The sequence below is a fragment of the Paenibacillus sp. G34 genome (assembly GCF_056856875.1).
Window position 1 is genome coordinate 1,474,460 of record NZ_CM166469.1, and the last position, 19,492, is coordinate 1,493,951.

The following is a 19,492-nucleotide window of genomic DNA, read 5'->3' on the forward strand; positions in this document are numbered from 1 at the left end:
GTAGAACTGTAGAACTTGTAAAACTGTTGAGTTGTAGAGATTTAGAACTTGCAGAGCTGTAGAGCCTTAGAGGTAGATCTCCTATCTTATGAGGAAGAACTCCTATCTTATGAGGAAGAAATCCTATTTTTAGAGGTAAGTTTTACGCGCATGTTTGAGATATCTGCGTGTCCTTGAGCCTTGTGCCGTTCTGATAGAGATCCTTAATTCTATGCACAGACACTAGTTTTGCAGGGTATAATATACATAGAGAAGACTGTGCATCATAAGTTGATGTAAGAAGAGGTGACATGACAGACGGATTTTGCTTTTCGAAACCGCAGATGTTGTGTATAATCACTCAAAATAGAGACAGTCGGCTAGGAGTGATCTACATGCAATGGCATGATCTGAGAGAACATAGACAATATCCTGAACTTACCAAGCTGGAGGGCTCTCGTGCAGCATATGAGCGTGACTATTCCAGATTAATTCATTCACCAACCTTCCGGCGGTTGCAGGGCAAATCGCAAGTGTTTGGCGCAGGCACGGGCGATTATTACCGGACGCGTCTGACCCATTCCCTTGAGGTGGCACAGATTGCGCGAGAAGCGGCGAGAAGCCTGCTGCGGCATTACCCGGAGGTAGACTGGAGCCAGGCAGAGAACCCAGGCCTGATCATTGATTCGGAAGTCGTAGAATGTGCAGCGATTGCACATGATTTTGGTCATCCTCCTTTTGGACATAAAGGTGAAGAAGTGCTCGATGGGATTTTGGATGATCTGATTAACAGCGAGACAAAGAAAATCATGAAGAAAAGCCGCGCGGCGAAAGCTCCTAAGGCTGAATCCGACGTGCGAGCGGAATTGAAACGGAAATATGAGCATTTTGAAGGGAACGCACATAACTTCCGCCTCATTATGCATTTGGAAAAACGCGAAGATATCGACGGGCTGAACCTGTCGGATGCCGTCTTGCTGGGGATTAACAAGTATCCGTATCCAGGAACGGAGAGCAAGAAGGGCATGTACCAACATGAGTGGCAGTACATTCGTGAGATTCGGGAACGCTGGAACATCCCGGCAGGCAAGAAAACGCTCGAAGCGCAACTGATGGATCTCTGTGATGACATTGCGTATTCTGCACATGACCTGGAGGATGGGATCAAGGCTGGCAAAATTGAAGTACACGAGCATTTCCTGCAAGACCAGCATGTCAACCGGCTCATTGTAGACAAAGTTACAACATTGGAGGATCTGTTCTGGAAGGGCTGGACAAGAGAGGCGATCTCGGAAAAAGTGGAAGAAGTCCTCGCATCGTTCCTGCGCATCTGGAATGAAAAAATGCCTTTCTGCGAGCATGATTACTCGCGTACTCGACGTGAAGTGAAAGCCTATTGGGTCAGCTTGTTTGTGGGCAGCCTCGGTGTAATTGATGATGGGAATTGGAAAAAGGTAACCTTCGTCCGTGAAGGTGTAGAAGACCTCGACATGCTGCGCACCGTGAGTGTGCTTAAGAGCTTCGCCTGGGTGACGATGATCCGGGATCTGCGCGTGCAGCGCTTGCAGAAACGTAGTGAGTGGATGATTAAACGGCTCTGGGATGCATTCCTCGATCCGGAAACGTCAAAATCCATCATTCCGTCCGATTGGCTGCAGCGATATGAGAAGGATCAAGCCAAAGCGCAACCCATCTGGACTTGGGAGCATATGGTGATTGATTATATTGCAGGCATGACGGATGCATTTGCCGAGAAAATATATAATGAGCTCTACGGCCTGAAGGTTGGTTCCATCTACGATCTCGACTAGAGTATAAGCAAGAAGTACGCTGTACGGTGTATCGATGAGAGGATCTTTATATCAAAGAGAAGGGGCAGATATCAAAGGAGTTGTGAGGTATGACTTCAAACTTAAGTGAAAACTCTAGTGAGCGCTTTGGTGAGTGGATTAAAGGCGGCTCTGAAAAAAAATTCAGTCTTGGGGTGCTGGATCTCGTCCCTAGACTGAATGATGTGACCGCTGAACAGGCCCTTCAGCAAGCGGTGTTGTTGGCTCAACAAGCTGAAACATGGGGGTATACAAGGTATTGGACGTCGGAGCATCATGATATGGCTGAGCTAGCTTCCGCTTCTCCTGAGGTGTTACTGTCACATATTGGTGCCAAGACGGATACCATTCTGCTTGGGTCGGGGGCCGTTTTGCTTCCGCACTATAGTCCGCTCAAGGTTGCGGAGTCATTCCGTCTACTGGCTTCACTCTATCCGGGCCGGATCGAACTAGGGTTAGGCCGAGCACCAGGTGGAGGGCCTCATGCAACGATGGCTCTCAGCGGCAACTATTTGCAGCATGTCTCGAATCTTAAGGCCAAAATTGCTTCGCTAACCGAGTTGCTTGAAGATCGTTATGTGTATGAGGATGTTGCAGTTACAGCACGCCCAATCCCGGAAACGCAATTATCGTTATGGATGCTAGGCACTAACGTCAAGAGTGCAGCATATGCCGCTCAGTATGGAATGGGTTACGTATTTGGACAGTTCATGGGTGATTCGGATGGAGTAGAGGCTGTACGCCGATATCGGGAGGAATTCGTGCCGAGTGCCAGGTTGAAGGAACCGGAAGTGATGGTAGCGATCAGTGTCATGTGTGCAGCGACTGAAAGTGATGCGTTAGCTTGGAGTCAGCCCAAACCAATCCCCAAAGAAACCGTTAAAGATATGCCTCGGGTTAATACGCCCCATGCAGGAGATAGCGAAGTAAAGCGGCATGTTGCCGGGACACCCGAACAAGTGTGGCAGTACATCCGGGAGATTGGACATAGGCTGAATACCAACCGGATACTCGTAGTAACGGCGGGCCCTGATTATGAACGCAGGCTTGAATCTTATCGTTTGTTAGCTGGGCATTCGTGATAAGAGCTGAATAGTCTTTTTGAGAAGGGGAGAATTAGAGCAAGTTAAATGGCGAATTGAATGGAACAGACCTAAGCGGTTGTTAGATGCTGCTAAGGAAACGATGAGTTGCAGATCTGAATGGTATCAGATGTTGCAACTCATTTTTTTATTCTATTCTTCCGAAAAATTTCAACAAGAGTTTATATAATACAGCGTTTTCTGACCAAAGAATGCTATAATACTTTACGGCGATTATGCAGATATAATATACATGAGTGTATTTTGCAAGGGGCCAATAGATGGTTTTAAGCGTGAAAATAGCACTAAATTGCAAATGTGGAGGAAGTTGTCATGAGGGGGAAATCATATGTTTAGCAAATTTAAAATTAAGAGCATCAGTCTGCGTATCAGCATCGCCTTTTATTTGTTAATCCTCTGTTTAATTATTCTGAGCGTCACCATCATTGGCCGGATGAATTCGATCGAGACCAACACAAATGATATTACAGGTAATTGGATGCCATCCATCCAGAAGATTAATCAATTAAATTATTCAACAGAACATGTTTTGTCACTTAGTTATCGTTATTTTGACGCTGAAGCAGGGGAGAAGTCCAAGCTGAACGAAGAGCGTACTAAATATATCCGTGAAACTGCACAGACGATTGCAGTCTACGATAAACAGGAAAAGTCTGCAGAAGAGAATGAGCACTGGACAGCATTTAAGAGCAAATGGGAAGACTATCTCAAAATTAATGCTCAAGCAATCCGGATCAGTGATGAAGGACAGCGCGATCTTGCCAAAGAAGTAGCAGGCAAAGGATCAAATTCCTTTGATTTGATGCAGGTCGATCTGGATTATCTCGTTAATTATAATCAGCAGCAATCCGATACTTCGGCAGCCCAAACGATTCGTTCCGTTCAAGATGGCAGGTTGTCTGTGCTCATCGGTGTGCTTGTTATGATTATTATAACGGCTATATTTATTCCGATCATTCGTTCACAAGTGGTCAAACCGCTGCTTCGTGTCATCAGTGCTGTTAAATTGATCGCAGAAGGTCAATTGAACGTACAGGATGTACATACCAAACATGAAGATGAAGTAGGTGCCTTGGCCAAAGCGGTCAATGAGATGAAAGGAAACCTGACTTCCATGGTGGTGAATGTAAGACGTGTGGCTGAATCGGTGAATCGTCAGAGTAGCGAACTCGCCATCGCTTCGGAAGAAGTCAAGATCGGCAGTCAGCAAATTGCAATTACAATGGAGGAATCGGCTAAGGCGGCTGAAAGTCAGGCTCAAACTGCTGTGGATTCGGCTCGTGCCGTGGAAGATTTGAATGTTCATATTCAAAAACACGCGGAGCAAGGTAATCAGCTTCGTTCGATGTCCAACCAAGTGCTAGAGCAAGGACAGAGCGGTCGCAAAGCGATGGAAGAATCCGTGCAGCAGATGCAACAGATTGCCAGCGCAGTGTCATCCTCAATGAGCAAAATGGAGCAGTTGAATCGCAAGAATGAAGACATTTCCAAACTGGTTCTGGTGATTCATGACATCGCTCGTCAAACTAATTTGCTAGCGTTGAATGCTTCGATTGAAGCGGCGCGAGCTGGAGAGAGTGGTCGCGGCTTTGCGGTTGTTGCATCCGAGGTACGGAAGCTGTCTGAAGCAGTTCAGGCTTCAGTTGAAGAGATCACAACGATTACTCAGGATATTCAACAGGATTCACACGGGGTTGTGAATGAGCTGCGTACAGGCGTTCAGGAGACGGAACTGGGGCAGGAGCGTGTGTTTGCTTCAGGTCAGTTGTTCAAAACTATCAATACATCCGTTGAAGGTATGGTTGAGGTGATCGCCACGATGTCGGAAGGACTTTCAGGGATGGAAGAGAGTAGTGGTCTAATGAACGATTTCAGTCAACAGATTTCGGCGGTGTCTGAGCAATCGGCGGCTAGTGTGGAAGAAGTCTCTGCTTCGGCTGAGGAACAAGTCGGTTCTATGGAGGCCATCAGCAGTAACATTCAAACATTGAAAGAACTGTCTGACGATCTGCTCACATCCATCGAAAAGTTAAAAGTATAATTCGATCTTTATATTCAATGTATAAGTCGCTCTTTATAATAGTAGAAACAGGGTAAAACAATTGTTTGAAATTGTCATATTATAGCAGAGGGATAGAGTTAAGACCAGGTGCTAAAATTACAAGATGAAGGGAATCCCGTAAATGGGATCCCTTATTTTTTTTCTTGTTTTTCTAGGGTATAGACACGCCCTAATATACGAGCATCATATCCCTGTATGGTTGTCTCTCGGCCTAACATTAGATACAATAACTACCTGAAGTTCATCTCGTTTGAAAAGCAAACTCCAAATTAAAGATATATTTATAGAAGACTCTGGAAATGAGGGTGATTATGACTGTGGCTACATATGTATACACTTTTGCCTGTCATGAAAATGAACGTGAGTTATGCCAGCTTGAACTGATGACATTGTTTAAACCGTCTTCAGAAATGCGCATTGACAGCGACTCTTATATTAGGTCTGAGCGACGTATCCTGCCGGGGAGAAGCCCGTTTATTCATGGACGACTGGATGTGCTGGGGGAAGCAGACTCGATTGCTGAACTTTTTCCTATAGCTCGAAGGATTCGTTTGCAGCAAGATGAGACATTTAAGGTGGTTTGTCTGAAAGCAGGGGATCATCCGCCTGATTATGCTCAGGCACGGAGGTTTGAAAAAGAAATTGGGATGTGCATCCAAGGAACAGCACAGATGAAGCAACCTAAAGTGACTTTCGGACTAATCAAAATAGAACAAAAATGGATCTTCGGTCAGTGGACAGAATCAAACAAGTCGTGGCAAGTTCATCAGCAGAAGCCGCAAAACTATTCCACAGGATTGGGTGTCACTTTGGCCAGGGCACTGGTAAACATCGCTGTTCCAGAAGTGGAAAATCATCGTTTGCTGGATCCATGCTGCGGAATGGGAACAGTTGTTATCGAGGCTTTATCAATGGGGATTGATACAAGAGGCAATGATCTGAATGCACTTGCTGTGCGTGGGGCACGAGTTAATTTACCGTATTTCGGATATGATGCAAACCGGATTACGTTGGGTGATATGCGGAATTTGGAAGAAAAATATGATTCGGCAATATTCGACATGCCCTATAATCTTTGTTCTGTTCTTCCCGATCAAGAACAGCGAGCTATGCTCGTTAAATTACGCGAGTTATGCAAACGGGCTGTCGTCATATCTACAGAATGGGTACAGGAGCATTTGCTGGAATCGGGCTGGACGATAGAACAGTATATAACGGTACGTAAAGGCACATTTGTACGCCATATCTGGGTTTGTGTTTGATGTTATGGTCAAGTGATGATTTGGATATGCATGTAATTATACGTTTGTGTGCATAATAAACACTCCACGAAGGAAGAATGATTTCCTTGTGGAGTGTTTTTGTTCTAATGATTGCCTCGAAAGTTACATACGTCATTTCATGATGTTGCATGGGAACGGATGTTTGTGTTAATATTTATGACTATAATCGACAAGGTTGAGCGGAAGAGCTTTACCAGCAACGTAAGCTTCCAGATTTTTGATGAAAATATGGAATGCACGATCCGTATACTGTTCTGTGCTTCCGGCAATGTGTGGTGTAATCAATACATTGTCCATGCCCCATAGCGGGTGATTTGCTGGAAGGGGTTCCTCTTCAAATACGTCCAGAGCAGCGAAGGCAATTTTACCGCTTTGCAGGGCATCCATCAGCGCCTCCGTGTTAACGCTGGGGCCGCGACCTACATTGACAAAACAGGCATCGTTCTTGAAATGGTTAAATGTTTCCTGATCATAAATATGTCGCGTTTCATCGGTTAACGGCAAGATATTAATTACATAGTCGCCTTGGCTTAGAGCTTCATGGAGTCCAGACATATCGTACATATGATCGACATTAGGGACGGCTTTTCCAGAGCGTCGTACTCCGACCGTGCGCATGCCTAATGCCTTCAGTACACGGGCTGTTTCGGTTCCGATCTCGCCGACTCCAACGATAACCGCAGTTTTTCCATGCAGCTCTGGCAGCGCTTTTCCAGGATTTTTCCATTCAGCCTGTTGCTGGTACAACATAGCTTGTCTCAACCAGCGGCTGTGCGATAACATCATGCCCAGAATGATCTCCGTAATTGGAATGGCATGAACACCATTGGCGCTGGTAACCTGAATGGTTTTATGTTGCAGCTCTGCAAATGGAAGGTTATCTACACCAGCGGACCAGACTTGCACCCATTTCAATGGGCTGTCCTGATGGAGAGCATGTTCAGTTACAAGGGGAGACCAGCCCAGTATAATTTCGGCTTCTTGGAATTCAGCCGGATCCAGATCTTTGGCTTTACCTACTTTGATGGTGTAACCTGGTGCAGCTTGTAGAATCTGTTGCTGCTGTTCTTCGGATAATGATGGAAAACATAGGATTTTGCCCATAATGTGTGTGCCTCCTGAGATCGATGAATTAGTCTTGTCAAGTGTATCAGATTCAGTGCATGATGTGCATGAATATGGAAAATGCAGGAATGAAGTCTGATATGCAAAATCCATATTGTATGTCACTCTATATTTACCCAGGTTGAAATGATATGCATAGTTATGGAATAATAGAGCGAACTTTAGAGAGGTGTATGCAATGAGTGGCCATAAACTTCAAGAACATGCATCCAGACGGGAACGTCTGTTTATTGCTGTGCGTTTGCCTGAATCTGTCCAGCAGTTTCTTCATATGCAGGCACAGCTAATACGAAACAAGCTTGATTTTCGCAAATGGACAGACCACAGGGATTATCATATTACTTTGCAATTTTTGGGAGATACATTGATGAGCGAAGTCGGTCATCTTCGCACAGCTCTGCACGACGTAGCAACTCATTTCCATGCGTTTGACCTGCAACTTTCTGATTGGGGAACGTTTGGTCTGGAGAAAACACCGAAAGTTCTCTGGAGAGGTGTTAACGGAGATGTAGAACGTTTGCATCATTTACAGCAGCAAATTGTAAATGCAACGAAAAACTTAGGTTTTGAAGCAGAGTTAAGACCTTATCATGCGCATGTTACAGTAGCTAGAAAATATCTCGGATCGTTCCCTGGTATGGAACATCATGGGGTTTCCGAAATCGTTACAGAACATGCTTCTCATGGAAATTCATGGACTGTAGACGGTTTTGTACTTTATGTGACAAGGCTTGGACAAACGCCAATGTATGAGACAGTGGATACGTTTTCATTTTCCTGAAAAACTTTTTAATACCATAAACTCACATTGACATTGTGTTTATCCCTATGTAATATTAGCCATCGTTATTCAAATTCTTTTTTTTTGGTTACTTAGATTAGGGAATTGTTTCGACAGGAGGAATCTTCGAATGGAAATTATAAGCAAGAATCGTTGGGTGGCACCGATGTTATCTGTGCTGCTTGTATGTATAGTTGGGGTAAACGTCGTTCAGGCGACGGGGAAGTGGAATGAAGCGAGTGAGAGTAAACAGATGACGGAGCTTGCGGCTTCGGCACATAATAACCCATCATTGCCAGAAGAACAGAGGCGAATGACGGAAGATGGGACAAGTCTGTCTACCAATCTGTCTGTGCAATCTGCAAATTGGACAAATGCGTTGCCAGCAAAAGACTGGCTTTTGGCTGCTCAGGAAGAGCAGGACCAGAAGGTAGCTGCGGCTAAACAAAAAGCGCAGGCTATAGCTGAAGCGAAAGCAAAAAAGGAAGCTGCTCTAAAATTGGCTAAATTAGAACATGCCAAGGCGGCAGCTGCTATGTCAACTCCCCCCCAAAAACTTTACTTTACGCGGACCAAACTTTTGAATCAGGAAGATGCAAAACTCGCAACCTGGTCTTACAGTGTGTCCGATAAAGAGCTGCATCTGCTGCAAAAAATCGTCATGGCAGAGGCGGAAGGTGAACCGTACAAAGGCAAAGTGGCAGTTGCCAACGTTGTCTTAAACCGGCTGCGGTCAGCCAATTTTCCCGATACCATTTATAAGGTCATCCATCAGAAATCACAGTTTAGCCCTGTGGCAAATGGACGACTTAAACGGGTAACCCCGAATGAAGACAGCATCAAAGCTGTGAATGCCGCCCTGAACGGACAGAAAGAAGTGTCGGATGATACGTATTATTTCTTGTCATTGACGCTCGCTGACGATCTGACAGTGGCTCGGACCAAGAAAGAAGTAAAAACGATCGGTCATCATACATTTTACAAATAAAAAGACCTTAAAATTCTGCAAACAGGCAGGGTGGTTAACTATGTGAGCATCACATGAGCCCTGAAAATTCTGAAAAGCAGTTTTATTTCGCTGTTTTTGTGAGCAGCTTTATCTTTAAATTACCCATATTTTTGGTAGATCATACGCTGAAATTAAAACGATATAAAAAGGTTCCTCTTCATTTTGCGAAGAGGAACCTTTTTATTATTCTTGTATAGTTTAAGCGCACCGGATTGATTGTGTAATGAATATTACGTCCTCAGACCAATTCTAAGGTGTCTTAGAGGGATTATAAAGGTAGTCTGGTACCAGACAAGGATCTGGCTGTAATACCCGCTGAAAAGCGCTCTAGGGACGTAGTTGTAACTTCCTTTGTTGCGGGGAACAATAAATCATGTACAGCCTGAGCGCAGCAGGTTGGATCATACGCCGAAGAAAGCCTGATCTTATACTTCATGTGCTTAGTACGACTTACTTGATCCGACTGCTGTTCGGACAGCTCGCGGAAGCGATTGGTTATGACATCCGCAGAGTGAATGATCTGTCCATATCCAGCTTGTACAAAATATTCACAGTTCTCCTCTTCCTGTCCTGGATGCGGAGGAATAAACAGCATTGGCAGGCCCTTGGCCATTGCCTCTGTGCATGTCATGCCTCCTGGTTTGGTGATCAGTACGTCCGAAACATCCATGAGCTTACTGACTTCCTTCGTGTATCCCAGAATACGAATATTCGGATGTTGAAAGCAAGGGAGTTCCTTCATTTTGTCTATCATTTTCTGATTGCTTCCGAGACAGAAGACTAACTGTACCCGGTCAGCCCAGGATGCGAGAGCTTTCATATGTTCCTCGTCAAAAGAAAGTCCCCAGCCGCCGCCCATAAGTAGAGCTGTAGGCATGTTTTGCAATCCCATCTCTTCCCTGAGCTTGACTTTATCCCCGGCTTCCCAGAAATCCGGATGCACAGGAATACCTGTAATCTGAATCTGTGAGGAAGGAATCCCGCGAATCTCTAGCAAGGCTTTGACTTGCGGAGTGGATACGAGATATTTGTTTACCTCAGGGTTAATCCACGTTCCATGCACGTCATAATCCGTAATCAATGTATAGAGCGGAATATTCAGTCCCTGACGTTTAAGTCTGGAAATAACCGCATTAGGAAACGGATGGGTACAGATTACAATATCCGGCTTCAACTGGGATACGACCTGCGCCGTCTGGGTATAGAAGATACGGTGCAACGCCAGTTTGGTTAAGCCATTTAAAGATTTGTTGTACTGTGTGCGGTACAACAGGCTGACAAGTTTGGGTTGAACCGATAGTGTCTTTCGATATGCAGAAAAGATCAGCGGAGCGACGGTCGGATTCAAAAATTTCCCGAGTTCGATAACACGACTGTGAACATGGGGACTGACTTTTTTGATGCCATGTGCAAGGGCATGAGCCGCTTGTGTGTGACCAGTACCGAATCCTTCTGATAATAAGAGCACTCTTGGTTTTCGCATGAGTTCACCTTTATTCATAAGTTTGAGTTAAAATTAAAATTTGAATGAAAACAGTTTGCGTACGTTTTTTGAAAGGACAGTTCTGCTAGGTTTGTTATTACATGAATATACACCAAAACGGCGAATCATGTTTCATCCAAAAATATTTACACAGTACATCATGTTTTGAGACACAAAACTTCAGTTATGTGCGGATTGTTTAAGTCATCTTACACTATAGACGACCACGCTGACAGTTTCCACTGCATTTCGGTTAAAAAATATTAATACATTTTTTTATTGTTAGGCTTGCAATCTTATTTTTAAGGTGATATTGTAGTTTTTGACCGAATGACTGTTTTGTATTTTTGGTCATTCCAAAGAGAGCGATAGAATCACTCGTCACATTTTAGATGAAGTAAGGAGGAGATAAGATGGCTCCGATCGACAGGAGACAGCAGGTCATTCATGCAGCCGCGCAGTCATTTTCCATGTTTGGATACAAAGCGACCACAATGGATCAAGTGGCCAAGATTGCCAATGTGGGCAAAGGCACGATCTACACTTTTTTCACGAACAAAGAAGAGTTGTTTGATGAGATCCTGGTGGAAGTCATTCAGGAGATGAAAAATATAGCGCAGCGTGAAGTACATCAGAAAAGTGCCTTTTTTGATAATCTGTTTCGCGTGCTGGATGCACTGCTGGAATTTCGCCGTGATCATGAGTTGCTGGTTAAATTGTCTCAGGAATTGAAGGATTTTGGAACGCTGCAGGCCAAAGAAGGTCTGGAAAAAGTAGAGAAAGTCATTTCTGATTTTCTGACTCGTGAACTGGAGAAGGCAAGAGATAACGGGGAAATACGTGATTGTGATCCACAAGTCGTTGCATTTATGATGATTCGATTGTATATCGCCTTAACCTCGGACTGGAGTAAACATCATGAGCCACTTAGCAAAGAGGAGATCAAGAACTACTTTCGTCTTTTCTTAATGGAAGGGATCGCCGCGATCAATCCGGTTTAAGGTATGTAATAGGATCTAGAGTTGAAGTATTCGAGGATTACCAATTCACTGAGTAGCCTTGGTGTCTAACATGATCCATTCGGTAGTAGGTATGCAATAAGGAAATAAAACTTGTCGGAGGGCAAGTTTGTTTTTTGTCCTGAAGTGACCGTTTGAGAGAAATGGTCATCACGTATTTCGGTAAAATTTCCAGAGATTTTCATTCTGTTTTCATATTGGATATTCCTGCTGCATAGCAGAGAGATTAAGGGGAGAAAATGACATGAAATCATTAAACGTGTTTTTCAAGGATTTGGGATCAGCCGTGAGAAACCCGAAGGTGTTGATCCCTGTAATTGCGATATTATTTATACCGATCCTGTACAGCGGCATTTATTTGGCGGCTTACTGGGACCCATACGGTCGTGTTGATAAACTTCCGGTAGCCGTAGTTAACCTTGATAAAGGAGCCGAATTGGAAGGGAAGTCACTTCATGTAGGTAAAGACCTTATTGATGAACTGAAGAAAAATAAAGATTTTAAATGGGACTTTGTGGGTGCCACTCAGGCAAAGGACGGCATGCAAAACGACAAGTATTACATGCAGATTACGATTCCAGAGAACTTCTCGTCCCAAGCTACAACATTGCTGGATGATAAGCCTGCACCAGCTGACTTGATCTATGAGCCGAACGGTAATTATAACTTTGTAGGCGCGCAAATCGGTAAAACGGCAATTAAAGATCTGAAGGCTAAAGTTTCAGCCAAAGTTACAGAGTCTTATGCAGAGACGCTGTTAGATAAGTTCTCCGAAGTGTCGGATGGCTTGGCTGAAGCAGGCAACGGTGCCGGAGATTTGAAGACTGGGGCTGGAAAACTTGATGACGGGGCAGTGAAGCTTAAGGATAACCTTGCTAAACTTGCGTCAGGAACATTGAAACTTCAGGATGGACTAGCTCCATTAAGTAACGGAGTTAATGCACTGCATAATGGAGCTTCGAAACTTGAAAATGGAACTACAAGTTTGGTTTCGGGTTTACAGCAACTTCATGAAGCAGCTACGGGCCAGCTTCAAAGTGGAGCTGACCAGTTGAAAGAAGGAAGCGACAAGCTGGCCTCCGGACTGCAATCTTCACTGGATGGCACAAACAAGCTACAAGCAGGTCTGCAATCCTCTGAACAAGGCAGTGCGAAGCTGTCTGATGGTCTGCAATCGGCAGTTCAGGGCAGTGGAACATTGGCAACCGGCCTGCAATCCGCTGTGGATGGTAGCAGTAAAGTTGCCGATGGAGCACAGGGTGTAGCAGCCGGATTGAAACAACTGGCTGCAAGCAACCCGGAGCTGGCTGCAAGCGCAGATGTTCAGAAGCTGCTTGCCGCGAGTCAGGCTGTTGCTGACGGAAGTGCACAGCTGCATGAGAGCGAGCAGAAGCTGGCTCAAGGTGCGGATCAGCTTCACCAAGGTAATCAACAACTGGCCGCGGGTGCAACTGAACTGCATGGAGGTCAACAACAACTGCTCGGAGGCGCCACTCAACTTGTTGATGGACAGAAGCAACTGCTTGCGGGTGCTGGACAGCTTAGTCAGGGTGGAGCCAAACTCTCGGATGGCTTACAACAATTCAGTAGTAAATTGGGTGAGGCAGCTTCTGGCGGTACACAACTGGCAGCTGGTGCGAAACAGCTAGGTACAGGTACGGCTGCATTGCAGTCAGGTGTCGGTAAACTTAGCGGTGGTGTGTCATCTCTGGCTGACGGTTCCAAACAGCTGGGTGACGGAGCTGGTAAATTGGCTAATGGCCTTACAGAACTGAAAGACGGTTCTGGTGAACTGGCAACGAAGCTGAAAGACGCAGCTCAGAAAACATCCAAAGTGAAGAAAACAGATGAAGTTGTGAATATGTTTGCAGAACCGGTTAGCTCTTCCGAGAACAAGGCAGAGAACGTAAGTAATTACGGAACGGGTATGACGCCATTTTTCCTGTCTATCGGTCTGTTTGTAGGATCACTGATTTCTACCATCGTTCTGAAAATGCGTGAAACGTCTGTACCTGGAGCAACAGGTTGGAATCGTTTCGTAAGCCGCACACTGATATTTGGTTCGGTGAGCATCTTCCAGTCGGTTATTGTAGCAAGCTTTATGCTTTACGGTCTCGGACTAGAGACACATAGTACAGGACTGTTTTATCTGTTTACGATTATAACGGGTCTGACCTTCATGCTGATCGTTCAAGCGCTGGTTACTTGGCTAGATTTGCCTGGACGTTATGTGATCATCTTGCTATTGGTCTTCCAGCTTGCAGGAAGTGCGGGTACATTCCCAGTAGAACTAATTCCTTCATGGTTGCAATCCATTAGTCAGTGGCTACCGATGACACACAGCATTATGGGTCTCAGAGCCGTTGTCTCCAGCGGTAACTTCAATGTGATGTGGCATCAGGCTGAAATATTGAGCGTCTATGCAGTTGTATCTGTGCTGCTGACGCTGACATACTTCCTCCTGAACGGCCGACGTACCAAGAAGGAAGCTGAAGTAGCAGAGAACGGTCAGCCTTTGACAGTATAATTAATGAAGCAAGACGACAATCAACACAACTTTCTGCAAAAAAAAGTTAAAGCATATGTATCGAAATTATGCAATATAGTAGTCAAATAGTGCAAATGGTCTGCGGCGCGAAAATAAGCTGCAGGCCATTTTGTATTCAATGGTATGAAAATAGAAAGTTAGATTGGAAGCTGAAGCATGAAAATTGCGAAAATATGGTCAAACGCAGGCTGGATATGGAACGATTTTCTTTTATCAGCAATTAAAATCAGTTGTGCTCTGCTATAAAATGTGTATAATTATTCGAAAAAGAGATGTTTTTAAACGTCAATACACTAAAGCTGTACTGCAAAGCAATTCTTATCAGAGGTATTAAAAAGTTTAAATTGCGCTGATGTTAGGTCGGTGTTAAAATAATAGAACTATATCAAAAAACGTCGCTCCATCTTGAGTAGTCGTGCCAGCGGCTACATATTGTTGTATATATGCTGTTACCGGATCACCGGATTCAGTCCTTCGCAATAATCGCGGTCTTTACCGCAATACCAGGCTTACAACAGATGGCTCAAGCTATCATCTCTCCATCTCAGCAGGCAGGCTTATCGCAAGCGAAATGCCAGCTCCTCCCGTTTCAATGTTGCCTGTTGTTATGTTCTTGATCTTTCCGAAATACTTCATTATAGAAAGGTTGCGTTCCATGAGACACATCGGATTACCTCCAAAACAAGGTCTGTATGACCCACAATTCGAAAAAGATGCATGTGGTATGGGTTTTGTTGCCAACATCAAAGGAGTACCTTCACACGATATCGTTAGTCAGGCACTGACCATGCTCAGTAACATGGAGCACCGTGGGGGTCAAGGAAGTGAACCGAATTCCGGTGACGGAGCAGGGATCCTGATTCAGATTCCACATCGTTATTTTGCTAGTGAAGCAGACCGACTCGGTTTTGCATTGCCTGAACAGGGATTCTATGGCGTAGGCATGTTGTTCCTGTCTCATGATCCGGCAGTTCGTACTGCGCATGAAGAGAGCCTGAAGAAGATTATTGAAGAAGAAGGACAGACCTTCCTGGGCTTCCGCGATGTACCTACGTATGATGAGATGCTGGGCCGTTCTGCACTGGCAGCGAAGCCTTACGTACGTCAGGTGTTTATCGGAAGAGCGGATGAAGTGAAAGATGAGCTTGCATTTGAGCGCAAATTGTATGTTATTCGCAGACGTGCTGAACTGGCTATCCGTTATTCCGCAGACGAGGCGGAAGGAGAATCCTTCTACCTGCCGAGCTTGTCTTGCCGTAAAGTGGTCTACAAAGGCATGTTGACAACCGAGCAGGTGGGTAAATTCTATCTGGATTTGCAGGAAGAACTGGTTGAATCAGCGATTGCACTCGTACACTCCCGTTTCAGTACGAACACCTTCCCGAGCTGGGAACGTGCTCACCCGTATCGTTTCATGATCCACAACGGTGAGATCAACACGATGCGTGGTAACGTAAACTGGATGCACGCGCGTCAGTCCTTGTTCGAAAGTGAACTGTTTGGAAACGATATTGCCAAAGTTAAACCAGTAATCAATCCAGACGGTTCGGATACAGCGATGTTTGATAACACGCTGGAGTTCCTGTATCTGAGCGGACGCTCCCTGCCACACGTGGCAATGATGATGGTTCCGGAGCCTTGGAGCACAGATGAAGGCATGGACCCTGCGAAAAAAGCTTTCTATGAATACCACAGCACGATGATGGAGCCGTGGGATGGTCCGGCTGCAATGGCATTTACGGACGGCTTGCAGATCGGTGCTACCCTTGACCGTAACGGTTTGCGTCCTGCTCGTTATTACGTAACCAAGGATGACCGAATCATCCTTTCTTCCGAAGTTGGTGTTCTGGATATCGCCCCGGAAGACATTCTGTACAAGGATCGTTTGCGTCCAGGACGGATGTTGCTCGTAGATACTCAAGAGGGTCGTATTATCTCCGATGAAGAAGTCAAAGCGATTATCGCAGCGGAGAACCCTTACGAGGAGTGGCTTGAGGAGCATTTGATGGATCTGAACGAGCTGCCGGAAGCACCGGAACTTCCAGATCCTAAACATGACAATGTAACACAGCTTCAGCTGGCTTACGGATACACATTTGAAGAATTGCGCAAAGTGCTGGAGCCGATGGCATCTACAGGAATGGAAGCTACAGGTTCCATGGGTTATGATGCACCGCTGGCTGTTCTGTCCGATCGTCCGCAACGCCTGTATAACTACTTTAAACAGATGTTTGCACAGGTAACCAATCCGCCGATTGATGCGATCCGTGAAGAGATTGTTACATCGACAGCGACAACGATTGGTCCGGAGCGTAACTTGCTTAACCCTGAACCGGAGAGCTGTCGCCAGATCCGTCTGGATACACCGGTATTGTCTAATGAAGACTTTGCGAAAATCCGCCACGTTCGTCGTCCGGGCTTCCGCTCCATGACGATTCCGATCTTCTTCACTGCTGCGGAAGGAGCGGAAGGGTTGCGTAAAGCGATGGACTTGCTCTTTGAAGCGGCTGACCGTGTCATTGACAAAGGACATAACATTCTGATCCTGTCTGACCGCGGTGTGGATGCAGAGAACGCTGCGATCCCGGCGTTGCTGGCTGTTGCAGGTCTGCATCACCATCTGATTCGTCAGGGTACTAGAACAAAAGTCAGCATTTTGCTTGAATCGGGAGAACCGCGTGATATTCACCACTATGCGCTACTTCTGGGTTATGGCGTAAGTGCAGTTAACCCTTATCTGGCATTTGAAACGTTGGATGACATGATTCAGCAAGGTTTGTTGCGCGGCATTTCCCATGAGAAAGCTGTTAAAAACTACATTAAAGCCGCAACTAAAGGCGTTATTAAAATATTGTCCAAAATGGGTATCTCGACGATCCAATCGTATCGCGGTGCTCAAATTTTCGAAGCAGTGGGTCTGAAATCAGACTTCGTTGATCGTTACTTCACTTGGACACCTTCACGAATCGGTGGTATCGGTCTGGAGGAAGTAGCAGCAGAAGCGTTAACACATCACAACCGTGCCTTCACGGATAAAGACGGCAATGATAAAGTGCTGGATTCCGGCGGTGAATACCAATGGCGTAATGACGGGGAAGAGCATTTGTTCAACCCGCAAACAATCCACACGTTGCAACATGCTGTACGTACGGGCGACTACAAGCTGTACAAAAAGTATTCCAAACTCGTACAGGGTGAGAATGATCAATTGCTCACGATTCGCTCCATGCTGAAGCTGAAACCGGTCGGAGCATCCATTCCGCTGGAAGAAGTGGAATCGGTAGAAAACATCATGCGTCGATTCAAAACCGGTGCGATGTCCTTTGGTTCCATCAGCAAAGAAGCTCACGAAGATATGGCAATTGCCATGAACCGTGTGGGGGGGAAATCCAACACAGGTGAAGGTGGAGAAGATCCAGCGCGTTTTGTAAAAGATAGCAATGGTGATTCCCGTCGTAGTGCGATCAAACAGGTGGCATCCGGACGTTTTGGTGTAACTTCCAACTATCTGGTCAATGCTGACGAGATTCAGATCAAAATGGCACAAGGGGCTAAACCAGGTGAAGGCGGACAGCTGCCAGGCCGGAAAGTATATCCTTGGGTAGCCGAAGTTCGTGGTTCTACACCAGGTGTAGGTCTGATCTCACCGCCACCGCATCACGATATCTATTCGATTGAGGACTTGGCTGAGTTGATCTATGACTTGAAAAATGCTAATCCGCGTGCCGAAATTAACGTGAAGCTGGTATCTGAAGTGGGTGTCGGAACGATTGCTGCAGGTGTAGCTAAAGGTCGTGCGGACATTATCCTGGTTAGTGGATATGATGGTGGTACGGGTGCATCTCCTCAAGGCTCCATCCGTCATGCGGGTATGCCATGGGAGCTTGGACTTGCAGAGACACATCAAACGTTGATGCTGAACAATCTGCGTGATCGTGTTGTTCTTGAGACGGATGGTAAAATGCTGAACGGGCGTGACCTGGCGATTGCTGCGTTGCTTGGAGCGGAAGAGTATGGTTTCTCTACTGCACCACTCGTTGCACTGGGCTGTATCATGATGCGTGTCTGCCAAATGGATACTTGTCCAGTTGGTGTGGCAACACAAAATCCGGAACTGCGTAAGAACTACATGGGAGACCCTGAACATGTCGTGAACTTCATGCGTTTTGTCGCTGAAGACATGCGTGAGATTATGGCTGATCTTGGATTCCGTACCATTCAGGAAATGGTAGGACGTACAGATTGCCTCGAAACGGTAGAAGCTGTGGATCACTGGAAGAAAAAAGGTGTGGATCTGTCGGTATTGCTACATGTGCCTGAAATGCCAGAAGGCGCTGCACGTTACCGTACACAGCATCAGAATCACCAACTGGAAGAAACGCTGGATATGCAACAACTCGTGCCACTCGCACAGCCAGCTATTGAATCCGGTCAACCTGTAGAAGCAGTTCTGCCAATCACCAATGTGAACCGTGCAGTGGGTACCATCCTGGGTAGTGAGATTACACGTAAGTATGGTCTTGCTGGTTTGCCTGAGGATACGGTTAAATTTAAATTTGTCGGCTCCGCTGGACAAAGCTTTGGTGCTTTTGTACCAAAAGGCATGACCCTCACGGTTGAAGGCGACTCTAATGACTACGTAGGTAAAGGGTTGTCAGGAGGAAAGCTGATTGTTATGCCTTCACCAAAAGCGACATTTGAAGCGGAGAATAACATTATTATCGGAAACACTGCTTTATATGGGGCGACTAGTGGGGAAGCGTATATCCGCGGTATTGCCGGTGAACGTTTCGCTGTACGTAACTCCGGAGCCAAAGTGGTTGTTGAAGGTGTAGGCGATCATGGCTGTGAATATATGACAGGCGGGCGTGTCGTAGTACTCGGCGATACAGGTCGTAACTTTGCAGCAGGAATGTCAGGAGGAATTGCCTATGTTTACGATCCAAAAGGCACATTCCTGCAACGCTGCAATCTGGAAATGGTTCTTTTGGAGCGTGTAGAAGATACTGCCGAAAGTGCAGATCTACGTGGCATGATTCAACGTCATGTGGCACTCACTGGAAGTGAGGCAGGTCAGCGTATCCTGGATACATGGCAGGATTCCCTGAATCAATTTGTTCGTGTCATTCCGAAGGATTTCAAACGTATGACGGAACAGATCGAGCGTGTACAGGCAACAGGTCTGACAGGTGAAGCCGCCTTGCTGGCTGCATTCGAAGCCAATATGCGTGAGCTTGCGCGTACCGGAGGTTAATATTCCGTTCGTTCTCT

Annotated in this window: 11 protein-coding genes; 9 read left to right on the top strand and 2 right to left on the bottom strand. The window is 45.8% G+C overall.

The features are described from left to right. Positions 1-374 precede the first annotated feature (374 nt). The 4 genes from AC1VYS_RS06455 to AC1VYS_RS06470 all read left to right on the top strand — a co-directional run bounded on the left by AC1VYS_RS06455 (position 375) and on the right by AC1VYS_RS06470 (position 6,235). A complete protein-coding gene (locus AC1VYS_RS06455) occupies positions 375-1,790 on the top strand; it encodes a deoxyguanosinetriphosphate triphosphohydrolase family protein (protein ID WP_482913519.1) in 1,416 nt (471 codons plus the stop codon). Between the two features lie 89 nt (positions 1,791-1,879). After that, positions 1,880-2,890 carry an MsnO8 family LLM class oxidoreductase gene (locus AC1VYS_RS06460; protein ID WP_482913520.1) on the top strand — a complete coding sequence of 337 codons (1,011 nt, stop codon included), beginning with the start codon at positions 1,880-1,882 and terminating at the stop codon, positions 2,888-2,890. A 349-nt stretch (positions 2,891-3,239) separates the two neighbouring features. Beyond that, on the top strand, positions 3,240-4,952 hold the full coding sequence (locus AC1VYS_RS06465) for a methyl-accepting chemotaxis protein (RefSeq protein ID WP_482913521.1): 1,713 nt from the start codon (positions 3,240-3,242) through the stop codon (positions 4,950-4,952). Positions 4,953-5,284: 332 nt separating this feature from the next. Beyond that, positions 5,285-6,235: a TRM11 family SAM-dependent methyltransferase gene (locus AC1VYS_RS06470; RefSeq protein ID WP_482913522.1), complete on the top strand. Its 951-nt coding sequence runs from the start codon at positions 5,285-5,287 to the stop codon at positions 6,233-6,235. 168 nt (positions 6,236-6,403) lie between these two features. Here AC1VYS_RS06470 and AC1VYS_RS06475 read toward each other — a convergent pair whose 3' ends face one another. Next, positions 6,404-7,360 (bottom strand): D-2-hydroxyacid dehydrogenase, encoded by a 957-nt coding sequence (locus tag AC1VYS_RS06475; RefSeq protein ID WP_482913523.1) that lies wholly within the window; start codon positions 7,358-7,360, stop codon positions 6,404-6,406. Between the two features lie 199 nt (positions 7,361-7,559). Here AC1VYS_RS06475 and thpR point away from each other — a divergent pair, with 199 nt between their 5' ends. Beyond that, positions 7,560-8,162, top strand: coding sequence for an RNA 2',3'-cyclic phosphodiesterase (gene thpR, locus AC1VYS_RS06480; RefSeq protein ID WP_482913524.1), 603 nt, complete (start codon positions 7,560-7,562; stop codon positions 8,160-8,162). A 130-nt stretch (positions 8,163-8,292) separates the two neighbouring features. After that, positions 8,293-9,150 carry a cell wall hydrolase gene (locus AC1VYS_RS06485; protein WP_482913525.1) on the top strand — a complete coding sequence of 286 codons (858 nt, stop codon included), beginning with the start codon at positions 8,293-8,295 and terminating at the stop codon, positions 9,148-9,150. A gap of 289 nt (positions 9,151-9,439) precedes the next feature. Here the strand turns inward: AC1VYS_RS06485 and AC1VYS_RS06490 are convergent, their stop codons facing one another. After that, positions 9,440-10,654: an MGDG synthase family glycosyltransferase gene (locus AC1VYS_RS06490; RefSeq protein WP_482913526.1), complete on the bottom strand. Its 1,215-nt coding sequence runs from the start codon at positions 10,652-10,654 to the stop codon at positions 9,440-9,442. Positions 10,655-11,067: 413 nt separating this feature from the next. Here AC1VYS_RS06490 and AC1VYS_RS06495 point away from each other — a divergent pair, with 413 nt between their 5' ends. From AC1VYS_RS06495 to gltB, 3 genes are all read left to right on the top strand, one after another. After that, positions 11,068-11,655 (top strand): TetR/AcrR family transcriptional regulator, encoded by a 588-nt coding sequence (locus tag AC1VYS_RS06495; protein WP_482913527.1) that lies wholly within the window; start codon positions 11,068-11,070, stop codon positions 11,653-11,655. A gap of 262 nt (positions 11,656-11,917) precedes the next feature. Next, on the top strand, positions 11,918-14,200 hold the full coding sequence (locus AC1VYS_RS06500) for a YhgE/Pip family protein (RefSeq protein ID WP_482913528.1): 2,283 nt from the start codon (positions 11,918-11,920) through the stop codon (positions 14,198-14,200). A 676-nt stretch (positions 14,201-14,876) separates the two neighbouring features. After that, complete coding sequence (gene gltB, locus AC1VYS_RS06505; RefSeq protein WP_482913529.1) at positions 14,877-19,475, top strand: glutamate synthase large subunit; 4,599 nt, start codon at positions 14,877-14,879, stop codon at positions 19,473-19,475. Positions 19,476-19,492: the final 17 nt, after the last annotated feature.